Genomic DNA, 13,905 nt, shown 5'->3' with positions numbered 1-13,905 from the left:
ATGTCCAACTTTACTAATTCTCCTGATAAACAAACATTTACTCAATTGTTCATTGATGTTCAATTGAGTGACATTTTTCCAGATTCAAAAACCTTCAACGACTTCATACCCAAGTACGACGAAGCTTTGATTACCGAAAAATACAATCAAGCTCGTCAGGTAGCTGGTTTTGATTTATCACGATTCATTGAGGAAAACTATCAGGCCAACAGCCAATCTACCAACGAGTACAAAAGCGATACTTCAAAACCGATTGCTCAACACTTGGAAGATTTATGGCCGATACTCACCCGTGAACCCGAACAACAAGAAGAAAACGGATCTTTGATTCGTCTTCCTTCTCGCTATGTAGTTCCAGGAGGAAGATTCCAAGAAATTTATTATTGGGATAGTTACTTCACGATGTTGGGCTTGCAAGTGCATGGCAAAATAGATTTGATTGAAAACATCATTGACAATTTTGCTTTCTTGATTGATACTTTGGGTTACATTCCCAACGGAAATAGAACTTACTTTCTCGGACGTTCACAACCGCCATTTTTTGCTATGATGGTAGAATTACTCCGTCAAGAAAAAGGCGATGAAGTACTTTTGAAATATTTGCCTGCTTTAGAAAAAGAGTATGACTTTTGGATGAAAGGCAAAGAGTTATTGTCAAGTACAAATCAAGCAGAGCGACGAGTGGTAAAAATGCCTAACGGAAGTTTACTGAATCGTTATTGGGATGCCAACGAAACGCCACGCCCAGAGGCTTATAAAGAAGATTTAGAAATTGCAGAACACGCTACTGAAAGTGCTGAGAAAATCTATCGACACATCAGAGCCGCCGCAGAATCGGGTTGGGATTTTAGCAGTCGTTGGTTTAAGGATGGACAAAACATGACGACCATTCACACTACTGATATTATTCCTGTGGATTTGAATTGTTTAATGCTTAATCTTGAAAAAACCTTGTTCCGTGCCTTTTTACTTCTTGAAGATAATTACTCTGCCAAGAAGTTTTATAATGCGGCAAAAAACAGAGAAAAAGCCATTAAAAAATATTGTTATAGCGTAGAAATTGGCTTTTACTTCGACTATGATTTTATCGAACAAAAACCGACAAAATCATACTCTTTAGCCGCCGTTTTTCCCCTATTTTTTGAAATTGCCAACAAATTCCAAGCAAGTAATGTAGCCAAAATACTGAAAGATAATTTCTTGAAAGAAGGTGGTTTAATCACAACCACACATACTTCTGGGCAACAATGGGACGCACCAAACGGCTGGGCACCTTTACAATACATTGCTTATGAAGGACTTAAACGCTACGGAATTGATAATTTGGCAGAGAAAATCAAAACTCGTTGGATGAAAACCAACGAAACAGTTTACCAAAAAACTGGGAAAATGACTGAAAAATACAACGTAGAAACACCAAACATCAATGCCAGTGGTGGCGAGTACCCCAATCAAGACGGCTTTGGTTGGACAAACGGTGTAATGATTAAATTTTTGAATTCATAGATTTTGGTACTTTATAAAACGGCTGATGGTTTCACAACAACTATCAGCCATTTTTTTTAAATAATTCTTCAGCGAATTGCAACAATTGCCCAAAAGCTACATCCTTGATATTATATTGTTAAAATGTGTTAAGATGTTTTTTATAACTAAAAAAATAGTTACCTTACATCTTCATTTTAAACCTCATCAAAAATCAATAATTACATCATGAAAAAATCTACTATACTCACGTGCCTCTTTTACCTACTTTCTGTTTCTACGCTCATCTTTGCCCAAGCTCCGACAAGAGTAACCATTAAGGGTATTGTACAAGACACCAACTCGACCACCATGTCTGGGGCCACAGTTATGCTTCTACAACCTAAAGATTCGGCATTAGTCAATTTTGCCAGAGCCAACGACAAAGGAGCTTTTGAATTTAAGAATGTAAAAAATGCCAATTATCTCCTAAAAATTTCTTTCGTAGGTTTCCTTCCGTATCAATTAAAAATCAGTGTTGCCAACAACGAAATAACGGACTTAGGAGCAATCAAAATCAAACCCATTTCACAAGAACTTTTAGAGGTAGTCGTAAAAACGGCTAAAGCTCCGCTGAGTATCAAAGGCGATACCATTGAGTACAATGCGGCTTCTTTCAAAGTGCCACCTGGCTCATCGGTAGAAGATTTACTCCGACGTTTGCCCGGTATTGAAGTAGATGCCAGTGGTAATATCAAAGCACAAGGCAAGGACGTAAAAAAAGTATTGGTGGACGGCAAAACCTTTTTCGGCGACGACCCCAAAGCGGCTACCAAAAACTTAGGTGCTGAAACGATTTCTAAAGTACAAGTATTTAATGGAAAGTCTGAACAAGCGACCTTGACAGGTGTGGACGATGGTAAAAAAGAAAAAACCATCAATTTGGAGCTAAAAGATGAATTCAAAAAAGGCTCTTTCGGAAAAATTACGGGAGCTGTGGGTACTGAATCAAGAAACGCTTTTCGTGGTAATTATAACCGTTTCAATAAAAAAGAACAGTTTTCAATTCTTGGCTATACCAACAACATCAACGAAACGGGTGTAAACTGGAGTGATTACGGTGAGTTTAAAGGAAATAACTCTTTCAACCAAAATGACAATGGCGACTTTGGTTTTGGTGGTGGTGGCAGATACTATTTTATGGATGGGGGTGGAATTTTAGATAATTTCGATGGAAAGGGTTTTACCAAAAACTTTGGAAGCGGGGTGAATTACAATTATACTTTCAAGAAAACAAAACTAAGTACAAGCTACTTTTACAATCAGACCAAACTGAATCTCGACCAATATGAAAGTAGAAAAACTTTCTTGGAAAACAGTTCTTTCAATACCAGTGATACCAGTAATACGAGTAGTTTCAGAGGAAACCACAGCGTTGCGGCACGATTTGAACAAATGTTAGATTCAAGCAATACTTTGATTACAAAAGCAAATTTGAGTTTTAGTAATTCAAATACTACGCTTGCTCAAAGTCAGCGATTTTTTAATGAAAATAATGCACTTCAAAACGCATCAAATATTGGTAATGGTTCAGACCTGAATGCCTTTAATTTATCGGGTACAGCTATTTTTAGACATAAATTCAAAAAGAAAGGACGTAGTTTTGCTTCGAGTTTGGCATTCAGTAGAGCTTCAACAGATGGAACTGATAATCTAAAATCACTCACAAAATTCTTTGCAGCCCAAAATGTAAACGACCAAATTAAAGCCATTGGTCAGCTCAACCAAAATGCCAATACTAATAGTTTTATAAAAGGCGGTTTGTATTTCTTAGAACCACTTTCTAAAAAAATCTATTGGGAATCTTTCTATAATTTCAACAGCAGTAAACAAGACGTAGGCAGAGACGCATTCAATTCATTGTTAGAAAATAAGCGAATGGACAGTTTGAGTACCTTCTACAAAAACACCATTACTTATAACAGAATTGGAAGTAGCGTTCGTTACTCGCATTCGGGAATTAATATTTCTGCTGGTTTGGCGGCTTTGCGTTATGACTTAAACGGAAAACTGTATCCTAAAAAAGACGCTGCCCTCAATTCTGAAATCACGAAAACATTCGAGGCAATCACGCCTAATCTTTCTACCAGTATTGAATTTAAAAACAATGCTTACTTAGGTTTCAATTATAACCTAAACGTAGAAGCACCAAGTATTAGCGATTTACAACCCGTTGTCAACAACAACAACCCATTTTATATCACTTCGGGTAATCAGAATTTGTTACCTACCAAAAGCCATGAAATTGGTCTTGATTTCTACAAATTCGACCCAGCTACTTTTGCCAACATCAGTTTGTGGACGAGCTACAATTATTACTTGAGCCAAATTGTTTATAACCAAACGATTGATGCCAATTTTGTAACTCGTACTCAGCCCGTGAACATCGAAGGTGGAAAAAGAATCAATGTAGGTATTTATACAAGTTTCCCGATTATCAAGACTAAACTAACGGTGAATATGAACGGAAGCGTTAATAATACTTCAAATCCAACCTTTATTAACGGAGTAAAAAATGAAACTAATAATCAAGGCTATTCGGTCAATTTAGGCTTTAGCCTTACGCCAAGCGATAAACTCTTGATGAATTTCAGCAGTAGATTAGGCTTCAATACCATTAAGTACTCTATTGAAGAAGGACAAAATCAGGATATTAAAACAAAAGGATTGGATGCGTCTATCAAGTGGAATTTTGCTAAGAAAACCTTTTTTGAGACTAATCTTGACTATAACAGCTATCGCAACGACCGCTTTAATTTTAATCAAGAAATTCCAATTCTTAACTGTTCGGTAAGACGTTTAGTAATGAAAGACAATAAATTAGAAATTCGTTTGGCAGCATTCGATGTTTTCAACAAGCGTCAATCTATTACTCAACGAGGTTATCAAAACTATGTTACCAACCAAACGGCACTTACTTTGGCAAGATACTTTATGTTGAGTCTTACTTATAACGTAAAAGGTCATGTTGATAAATTAAAGAAAAACGAAGGTTGGTTTTAGGTAGCTGTGAGCTTTGAGCTATGAGCTTAAAACTAAAACTTGTAGCTCAAGGCTCAAAGCTCATAACTAACTTACAGCTCAAAGCTTGAAACTCATAGCTCGTAGCTTAAATCTCAAAGCTCACAACTCAAAGCTTAAAACTTATAGCTAAAAACTAAAACTCGTAGCTCAAGGCTCAAAGCTCATAACTTACAGCTCAAAGCTTATAGCTAAAAACTTAAAACTCATAGCTCGTAGCTCAAAGCTTATAGCTAAATTTTGAATTATGAAAAAAATACTCACACTCGCATTTATTTTATTCACTTTGTCGCTTCAAGCACAAAATACCGAAGGGGTTGTGTACTTTACTCGTACAACCTATTGGACAAAAATGAACAATCAGCTTACTTATTTAAGTAAACAAGAAAAGGAAAAACTTACTTATATGTTTGCGGGAAAAGATGATTGGAAAGTCTATACACTTTTGTATTTCAATGAAAACGAAAGTAAGTATGTCAACTCAGACGAAAAAACGGATGAATCAGAAGGCTATGCTTGGCGAAAAGAAGAGTACATTGTGAACAGAAATTTTGCTAAAAACACTATGACAGATGTGTTTGAAATCTTAGGAAAAACCTACATTATTGAAGATTCATTGCAAGTACCTAACTGGAAAATCCTAAATGACATCAAAGAAGTAGCTGGACATATTTGTATGAAAGCGATGGTTGAAGACACTATCAAAAAGCAAAAAATTATAGCATGGTTTGCCCAAGATATTATGTCGAATGCAGGGCCAGAAAGACTTTGGGGCTTACCCGGATTGATTCTGGAATTAGACATCAACGACGGCACAGTGATGATAGAAGCCAGTAAGATTGAGTTCAAGAAATTAAACCAAGAAATGGCATTACCCAAAAAACTGAAAGGCAAAAAACTCAATGAGAAAGCCTATCAGGAAATGACGGATAAATTCATTAAAGAGAAAATCAAAGAAGAAATGAACCCTTATTGGTCGATTAGGTATTAAGGATGAGGTATGAATTATGAGATATGAATTATATTTCTGAAATTTTTAAAATCATCTGAGTAAAATATAATTTAGCCTTTCTTTTCTCGGTCTTCCGAAAAAAGAAAGGCTTTTTATTTACTAAAAGTATATTTTATTCTATCTATTAAATACACAGCAACTTACAAAAATACTTTTTAAAGTAAAGTGTTTATAAATACACAAAATTTGTAAATTTGAATAAGCTCAAATCATTCAGAAAGAATCATTTCTATAAATTGATTACAGCACACATTACATCTTAAAAACATCAATAAGATATGGCAACCAATACAGGTAATAATTCAAGAAAAGGGCAAGTAAAAGGTAGAAGTCAAATCTTTAACCCATCAACAGGAAATTATGTAAAAAGAGATACCCAAACTGGTAAATTCATTGATGTAAAATCTGATGGAAAACCTTTTAAGGGTGTTAAAAAAGAAAGCATTACGATAAAGCCTAACCCTAATGTGAAAAAAGAAATCGCCTTAAAAGCAGAAAATGCTGTAATTAAAGTAAAAAATAGTAAAAAGAGTGTCTAATGAAACAGCCTATTGCCAACTACGAACGTAACGTTTTTATCAATTGTCCTTTCGACGAAAAATATGAAGAAATCTTTAATGCTATACTATTCGTGGTTCATAAGTGTGGTTTCATTTTACGTTGTGCCAAAGAATATGAAGACTCTTCAAGTATAAGAATCCAAAATATTGTTCAATTAATTCGTGAAAGTAAATACTCTATCCATGATTTATCAAGAGTAGCCTTGAGCGAAACAGAAAATTTACCAAGATTCAATATGCCATTGGAATTAGGAATTTGTATTGGGGCAATTGAATTTGGGACGAAAAGACAAAGATTAAATCAATACTTAATAATAGAAAGTCAAAAATTCAGGTTTAAGCAATTTATTTCGGACTTATCAGGGCAAGACATTAAGGAACATAAAGATTCTGTGGAAGAAGCAATTAAAATTATTCGAAATTGGCTTTCTACAAAAACACCTGATAAACTCCCAAGTGCCTCTAAGATAATCTATGAATATAAGCTCTTTCAAGAGTCATTGCCATCTCTTTGTGAAGAAAATAATTGGCTACCTAACGAATTAACTTTTGGAGAATACTCATCCTTAGTAACAAGCTGGTTAACTTTAGAGTAGATTTAAACAATTATCTAACATCATTAATGGAAGAACTTATAAAGTTCCTTCCAATACTTTTAAAATATTGCCTAAACCTTCGGCATCTGTTTCTGAAAAATCATTCAACTTATCAGAGTCAACATCCAGTACCATACATACCTCTCCAGACTTATCAAAAACAGGCAATACAATTTCAGATTTTGAAGCAGAGGCACAAGCAATATGTCCGGGAAATTCCTCTACGTCTGGTACAATTACGGTTTGCTGAGTGCTATAACAATGTCCACAAACGCCTTTTGTAAACGGAATACGAGTACAAGCAATTGGGCCTTGGAATGGGCCTAAAACCAATTGATTCTCTTTTTTCAGATAAAATCCTACCCAAAAAAAGCCAAAAGCCTCACGTAAAACCGCCGAAATATTCGCAAGATTGGCAATTAAATCAGCCTCATCCGTAATTAAAGCCTTTACTTGTGGCAAAATTGCCTCATAAATTTCTTGACGATTTTCGGTTGTAGGAATATATAAACTCTCTGCCATAATGATTGATGTTGATAAAGAAAATAAAGCTTAAAATTAGGCATTAAGTACTAAATCTCAAACCATGCTACTTCACAAAAGGCTGAATCCCTAAGGTTTTGATTTTATTCACTACAAATTTCCCTAAATTTCCACCTTGTGTTTGTCCGTTTTCGATGGCGTCCATATAATGAATGCCACCATAAAAACGTGACACGGCAGCTTCGTTAGCGGCTTGTCGGAAAGAAGTAAATTTGCGTGGCTGTAAATCAAAATAGATTTCAGAATCATCTATGTATTCAAAGCTGTCTCCCAAAAAGTAAGTCAATACTTCTGCCGAAGCGGTTGAAATTACGCTGTGTCCGCTGGTATATTCTGGAAACGGTGGCGTTTGTAAAAGTGGTTGCCAACGAATATCTATCAATTTATTAATTACCGTTTCAGGTCTGATTCGGTTACTCCTGTACTTTTCATCCCAACAACTAATAAAAGCATCCATCAAAGTAGTGGCAACCAATGAATGAAGCATCAACGACTGTCCAAACGGAAGTTTTGCTTTGTTCGAGGCGATACTTGTGATATTCATCCAGTGTCCGCCCGGACTCATTTTTTTGAAACCAATCGACATGTGTCCAGAAGTATTGATGGCAAAAGGGTTACAATCCCAAAAAGCAGCGATGGTTCTTTGCTCTAAAGTTGAATTTTTACTAATGTCATATACCGCTTTCGCCAATTTATAAAATTCACTTCCCTCTTCGGCACTGTACGCTACTGGCGGAATCGGCTTAAATTGGTTACAAGTATCTATCAACATTGGTCTAATCGTTCGCCAATTAGGTTCAACGGCTTCCATATAGGCAGGCGGAGTTGGATACCAATTCCCCTCTCCTTTTATAGGCTTGTACCTTCTTAAAGTACTTAGTTTCAAGTAGCCATCATTTTTTGCCCAAGCCACCATTTTTTGTGATACTTCTTGAGCGACATTGATAGAATTTGTAATGACTTGCTCTGAATAGCCATCATTTTTCCAACTTTCAAGAATTTTCTTTTGGTCTTCTTCCAACTGAAAACCCGAAGGCAACATCCTTTTTCCTGTCTCCAAAATTGCGTACAAAGCCGCCAAATGGTAGTCGTACTCGCCCGAATGTTGAATACTGAATTTGGGGAAACCTTTGATATAAGTACTCGGCGAAGGAATCGTTTGGTCGTGCTGTGCCAGTATTTCGTGAGCTCCCAACAAACTGTATGAGTAGAATCTACTCGCCGCTGGCGGATTTACTACATCGTGGAGCATCACCATAGTCAAAGAGAAAACAGCAGGTTGTAAATAGGCTGTTGGTTCTTTTTTTGCCTTGAAAGCCTGTACCGAAAAAGTACAAAGTAAAGCTATCAGCAGGGAAAATTTTCTTAGATAAATCATTCTTTATAAAATTGAAGTGCTTGGTTAAAAGCAGCAATGATTAAATATTTTTCAGCCCCAATGTTCATTTCTACAAAAGATTTTACGTCACCTTTCACCGAAAGTCCAGAAGTAATCTGGTTGAGGTAAGTAAAATCTCCTTTGCCGTTTCCTTTCAGAAGACAGCCATAATTGGCATCCATACTGCCTAATTTCAAACGATTGTCGGTTTTATTTCCCAACAACAAAAGGTCGCTTTTTCCGTCTTTGTCAAAATCTTTTACTAAAATCTGTGAAACTGGGGCAAATTGAGCTTGTAAAGGCAGTACTTTCTTTTGGTATTGAATACTTTTATCTGCTCCGATACTGCTCAGGAAACAAACGGTTCGGTTTTCATTCAATGTTAAAATTGTTGCTTTGGCAATTTCTTCTTTCGTCAATACTTCGTTGATGGTAGCGTCAGCGTAATTTTTATAAGAAGAGAATCGTCTTCGCATCGGGAAAATTTGGTCGTTCAATTCATCACGACTTACAAAAGGATACGATTTGCCTTGTACGTAAAAATTCAAGAAGGGGTCAATTGAACCATTATCGTCAAAATCAGCAAAGTACAATTCGGCAGGCTGTTGCTTTGACACTTTTATGACAGAATTTTCGCCATAATTTCCAGCAATAATATCTTTTTGACCGTCACCATTCACATCTTCCAAAGCCAGCGAAAACCACAAACCATTATCTGTTTCCGAGAAGTAAGTACTTGTTTTATCAACAAAACCTTCTGGCTTGTTCAAGTAAATTTTGATAGGCATAAATTCCCCACAAATCACTAAGTCTTGTCTGCCGTCGGCATCAATATCTGTCCATTGTGCATCTGTCAGCATTCCCAATTTGGCAAAAGGAATGTTCTTTATCGTAAATTTCGCCTGACCATTATTTTCTAATAAAAACGATTCGGGTGCGATAGGATAACGACCGGGCAGTACTCTTCCGCCCACAAACAAATCTGTGTCTCCATCTTTATCAAAGTCGCAAGGACGCACAAATGCTTTGCTACTGGCACTCAAATTCGGCAAAGAGTAAGTAGAAGGAAATAATTTTCCTTTGCCATTGTTCAAGAAGATTTCATCTTGAAACGAAGGTGTATTTACTTCAAACAGTGAATACCCACCTTTGGCAATATACAAATCTTGAAAGCCATCACCATTGGCATCAAAGAAAACCGCCGCAACGATAGATGAATTATTTTCATCGCCAATTTCTAAATTTTCAATCGGCAAAAAAGTACCATTACTTTGCTGAATCAGTACTTTTCCATTACGATTTTTATCGCCACTCACAAAAACATCTTCCAAACCGTCCTTGTTCACATCGCCTTTGGCAAGTACTGGCCCAGTAGCCGAATACATAAACAACATTAAAGGCTGACGCTTGAAATCATTTTCGATAAAAGGCTCGTGTAAATAGGGAATTTTTGAAGATACTTTCTGAAAAATTGGGTCTTCGATAAGTTCAAAAGAGGAAATCGGTTCGCTATTCTTTTTAATAGAAAGTAATTTGTCTGCCGACAATGCTTTGAGCCACTGTTCGGTGTGGTCGGGCCAAACGATTTTGAGCGAATCGACTTTTGTATTTTTACCCAAACCAAAATGTAAACGCATAGGTTCACAAGACAAATAACCACGATAAGGATTTACTTCTTGGTATTGTACTTGACCGCCAGCATATAAATATACTTTAGAGCCAAGTACTGTTTTCGTGGTTTTGTCAGCAATAAGATTTACTTGAAAATAATGCCCTTGAGCATTTTCTCTACTCGTATTTTGATAAACAGAAACTTCTTCGTTGATATTATTAATCAACAAATCTAAGTCGCCATCGTTGTCTAAATCTGCATACGCTGCTCCGCTTGAAATACTTGGAGCAGACATTCCCCAAGCCTCTTGTTGGTTACTAAAAGTTAAATCACCATTATTTTTAAAGATATAATTGGGCAATTTTGTTGAAGGCATTGCACGCACCAAATCCATCAATTGAATGGGTTCTCTGTCCATTGCTTTGCGGATTTTGTAGTCGCCCCAGTATCTTAAAAAATCTTTATTGGTATAATCTCTTAAATAACCATTACTGATAAAAACGTCTTTCAATCCATCATTGTCAAAATCAACAATGAGCGGACACCAACTCCAATCGGTACTTGATAGCCCCGAAAGGCGAGCAATTTCACTAAAAAATGGAATTTTGTTTCGGTCATTTCCTTGATTCAGTTGCAACATATTGTGCATATATTGTTTCTGAAGACCTTGATTTTGCATGAGTTCAAACGACTCATAGTTTTCTTGTAATTGTAATAGCTTTTGTCTGCGATTATCTTCTGGCAACATATCCAGCGAAAGAATATCAGGCAAAGCATCATTATTTATATCGGCGATGTCCACGCCCATCGAGAATTGAGCCAGATGTTGTAATGACTTTTTGGTGTCTTCCAGAAAAGTACCATTGCCTTTGTTGATGTACAAATAATCGGGTTCGTTATAATCGTTGGTAACGTAAATATCTGGCAATCCATCTTTATTGATGTCGGCAATGGCAACACCCAAACCAAAAGTTAATGGATATTGATGAATACCCGCTTTGGCAGAAACGTCTTCAAAATGTCCGTTTTTATTTTCAAATAAACGATTTCCAGCCAGAGGGTCAATTTCATTTCTGAGGCGAGCCAACTCCATGTTATCATACTTCTTTACATTATGATTGAGCAAGAACATATCTAAATCTCCGTCTGAATCATAATCTAAAAAAGCCGCTTGCGTACTGTAACAAGGACTATCTAAACCATACTCTTTTGCCTTTTCGATGAATTTTACTGAACCATCTTTTTGTTTGCCAAGATTGATAAACAACTGATTTCGGCGATTTTCCTCCTCTACTTTTCCTGAATAACAAATATAAATATCCAAGTATCCATCGCCATTTACGTCCGCCATGGTTACTCCAGTTTTCCAAGCTCCTTTTCTACCTTCCAAATCTTTTGAAGCCGTTTTGGTGATGTCTTTGAATTGTAATTTTCCCAAGTTCAAGTACAGTTTGTTGGCTTTCATGTTGGCAGTAAAAAACACATCTTCCAAGCCATCATTATTTACATCGCCAACGGCTACACCAGCACCATTGAAAAAATACTCATAAGCCATTACGTTCAACTCCTCTGTTTCATCAATTTGATTGATAAAATCAATACCTGTTTTTTTAGCATCAAGCTTTTGAAACAAAGTTTGTTGAGCAGTAGCCTCAAAGCATAATAAACTCAAGAAAATAAAGGAAAGTATTTTAGAAGGGGAATGGCTCATCACTGGAATCTTCATATAAAATCTTATAAAAAACTTCGACTAAAAAGGGTTTAGTCGAAGTTGAGAAAAAATACGATATTTTGCTAATCTGAATTTTAAAAATTGATGAAGTATAATTCAATGAGCGATAAGTTTGAGTGCTGAATTGTGAGTTTTGAATTTTACAATATTGAATTTCAAATAATTAAAAAAAAGTAAGTTTTTGAAAATCAATACATTCATTGACAATTCGCAATTCTGCATTGTTACTTAACAAAAGAAAGCATTAAGGAGTTGGAACAAATCATTCCAACTCCCACGCATTAATTTATGAATAGTGGTTCGGTTTATTTATCCCACCATACTCTTCCTGTGAATGTGTCACCGCCTGACAAACGAGCCACAGCAGCAGCGTAATTTACAGGGTTGGTTGAAGCTTCTTCAACTTTGTAAGGAATTCTTCTTGGAATTGTACCATTCGAGAAGTTATTCGCAAACACAACTGGTGTCAATACTGGATAACCAGAACGTCTCCAGTTAGACCAAGTTTCGATAAAGTTGAAAGTAGTTGAAGTAGTTACCCAAATTTGCTCGTTGATTTGTTTCAATGAAGCAGTAGTTGAGCTTGTATTCAACGGGTTAGCTGCCAAGAAAGCTGGAGTAGCTGCAACTGCTGCTTTAATAGCTGCATCAGAAGCCGCCGTAGAATTGAACTGAGCTAAAGAAGCGATAGCTGCTGCCACACCATTGTTGTAGTGTTCTGAAGCAGAAGTAGCTCCAACATTCCAACCTCTTACTTTAGCTTCTGCTAATAACAATTCAGTTTCAGCATAAGTTAAAACGAAGTTTACACCGCTACGGTCTAAGAAAATAGCAGTTCTTGGACGAGAGTATTTACCAACTTTAGCAACATCATTACCAGTACCAGAAGCACCCGGATATTGTGGATGCTTGCTAATATCAGTAGCTCCACCGTTTAAGTCATAACCATTTGGTAAACCAATTTGAACAGAAACAGTATTGTCACCTGCTAAGTCTTGGTTTGAGTTATTAGCTAAACCTGGTTGAGAAACCTCTGCAATAGCAGCAATTCTTGGGTCATTAGTTGCTTTCAAATAATCAATGAAAGTTTTGCTCCAACGTACTTCACGGTAATCATCACCTACTCTTAATGCACCTGTTGTATTGTTTCCTTGAGTACTATTGTCAGTTAAAACTTTAGCATTATCAGCGATAGAAGTGAAAACGCCACCAGCTACGGCTTTCTCAGCCCAAGACTTAGCAGCAGCTTCATCTACTTTAGTCATACGCATTGCTAAACGCAACATTAACGAATAACCAAATTTCTTCCATTTAGCTACATCACCAGCATACATCAAATCAGCAGTTGGTCCTGCTTTGTTTACATCCAAGTTTTTGATAGCCGTTTCTAATTCAGCTAACATTCCTGGGTAAATTGTTTGTTGCGTATCATACTTTGGAAGCGTAATTGCATCTTTCGCTCTAAGAGCTTCAGTATAAGGTACGTCGCCATAGCAGTCAGTGATATGAGCAATGTTAAGTACTTTCATGATAGTACCTACATTGTATAAGTTAGAAAATGCAGGTTTATCTTTAGTAAGATTTTGCATCTCTACTGCCAAAGAAGCCGAACGATAGTTTTCTCCAAAAATTCTTCCTTGATATGCCAATGCACTACCAGAAGCTACGTACTTATCTCCGTTTCCGTAGTAAGAGAAAGTAGAAGCTAAAGATTGCGTCCACATACTTTGGTAAAGTAATTGCGAGTATCCAGTATTGCCGTAGTCGAATTGAGACTGAGACAAAAGATAGTTAGGATTGAAGACCTCTGCACTTGTAGCATTAGGGTCTGTATTGATTTTTTCAAAATCAGAAGTACATCCTATTGGAAAAAGTAAGGCCGTTAGTCCAATATATATAAATAACTTTTTCATATTCTTTGTAAAGT

Annotated in this window: 9 protein-coding genes; 5 read left to right on the top strand and 4 right to left on the bottom strand. The window is 36.4% G+C overall.

What is annotated here, in order from left to right:
• From treF to VB248_RS04555, 5 genes are all read left to right on the top strand, one after another.
• Positions 1–1,506 (top strand): alpha,alpha-trehalase TreF, encoded by a 1,506-nt coding sequence (gene treF / locus VB248_RS04575; protein WP_323295559.1) that lies wholly within the window; start codon positions 1–3, stop codon positions 1,504–1,506.
• Between the two features lie 207 nt (positions 1,507–1,713).
• Positions 1,714–4,527: an outer membrane beta-barrel protein gene (locus VB248_RS04570; protein WP_323295558.1), complete on the top strand. Its 2,814-nt coding sequence runs from the start codon at positions 1,714–1,716 to the stop codon at positions 4,525–4,527.
• Positions 4,528–4,792: 265 nt separating this feature from the next.
• Positions 4,793–5,536, top strand: coding sequence for a GLPGLI family protein (locus VB248_RS04565; RefSeq protein WP_323295557.1), 744 nt, complete (start codon positions 4,793–4,795; stop codon positions 5,534–5,536).
• A gap of 299 nt (positions 5,537–5,835) precedes the next feature.
• Entirely contained in the window at positions 5,836–6,096 is a 261-nt protein-coding gene (locus tag VB248_RS04560; protein ID WP_323295556.1) for a hypothetical protein, read from the top strand.
• A complete protein-coding gene (locus tag VB248_RS04555; RefSeq protein ID WP_323295555.1) occupies positions 6,096–6,713 on the top strand; it encodes a hypothetical protein in 618 nt (205 codons plus the stop codon). Before VB248_RS04560 ends, VB248_RS04555 begins: the two co-directional genes overlap by 1 nt.
• Before the next feature lie 36 nt (positions 6,714–6,749).
• Here VB248_RS04555 and VB248_RS04550 read toward each other — a convergent pair whose 3' ends face one another.
• From VB248_RS04550 to VB248_RS04535, 4 genes are all read right to left on the bottom strand, one after another.
• Positions 6,750–7,235: a GAF domain-containing protein gene (locus VB248_RS04550; RefSeq protein WP_323295554.1), complete on the bottom strand. Its 486-nt coding sequence runs from the start codon at positions 7,233–7,235 to the stop codon at positions 6,750–6,752.
• Between the two features lie 67 nt (positions 7,236–7,302).
• Positions 7,303–8,634 (bottom strand): vanadium-dependent haloperoxidase, encoded by a 1,332-nt coding sequence (locus VB248_RS04545; RefSeq protein WP_323295553.1) that lies wholly within the window; start codon positions 8,632–8,634, stop codon positions 7,303–7,305.
• Complete coding sequence (locus VB248_RS04540; RefSeq protein WP_323295552.1) at positions 8,631–11,972, bottom strand: VCBS repeat-containing protein; 3,342 nt, start codon at positions 11,970–11,972, stop codon at positions 8,631–8,633. The genes VB248_RS04545 and VB248_RS04540 overlap by 4 nt, the downstream gene beginning before the upstream one ends.
• 311 nt (positions 11,973–12,283) lie before the next feature.
• Positions 12,284–13,891: a SusD/RagB family nutrient-binding outer membrane lipoprotein gene (locus tag VB248_RS04535; RefSeq protein WP_323295551.1), complete on the bottom strand. Its 1,608-nt coding sequence runs from the start codon at positions 13,889–13,891 to the stop codon at positions 12,284–12,286.
• Between the last annotated feature and the right edge of the window lie 14 nt (positions 13,892–13,905).

It is taken from the genome of Arcicella rigui (assembly GCF_034929435.1).
Taxonomy (GTDB): domain Bacteria; phylum Bacteroidota; class Bacteroidia; order Cytophagales; family Spirosomataceae; genus Arcicella; species Arcicella rigui.
The sequence above is the reverse complement of the archived record's forward strand: the minus strand, read 5'-3'. Positions and strand labels throughout refer to the sequence as shown.

Bases quoted from the DNA above. Each gene is read 5' to 3' on its own strand.
- treF (WP_323295559.1), top strand. From the start codon at position 1: ATGTCCAACTTTACTAATTCTCCTGATAAACAAACATTTACTCAATTG.
- VB248_RS04570 (WP_323295558.1), top strand. From the start codon at position 1,714: ATGAAAAAATCTACTATACTCACGTGCCTCTTTTACCTACTTTCTGTT.
- VB248_RS04565 (WP_323295557.1), top strand. From the start codon at position 4,793: ATGAAAAAAATACTCACACTCGCATTTATTTTATTCACTTTGTCGCTT.
- VB248_RS04560 (WP_323295556.1), top strand. From the start codon at position 5,836: ATGGCAACCAATACAGGTAATAATTCAAGAAAAGGGCAAGTAAAAGGT.
- VB248_RS04555 (WP_323295555.1), top strand. From the start codon at position 6,096: ATGAAACAGCCTATTGCCAACTACGAACGTAACGTTTTTATCAATTGT.
- VB248_RS04550 (WP_323295554.1), bottom strand. From the start codon at position 7,235: ATGGCAGAGAGTTTATATATTCCTACAACCGAAAATCGTCAAGAAATT.
- VB248_RS04545 (WP_323295553.1), bottom strand. From the start codon at position 8,634: ATGATTTATCTAAGAAAATTTTCCCTGCTGATAGCTTTACTTTGTACT.
- VB248_RS04540 (WP_323295552.1), bottom strand. From the start codon at position 11,972: ATGAAGATTCCAGTGATGAGCCATTCCCCTTCTAAAATACTTTCCTTT.
- VB248_RS04535 (WP_323295551.1), bottom strand. From the start codon at position 13,891: ATGAAAAAGTTATTTATATATATTGGACTAACGGCCTTACTTTTTCCA.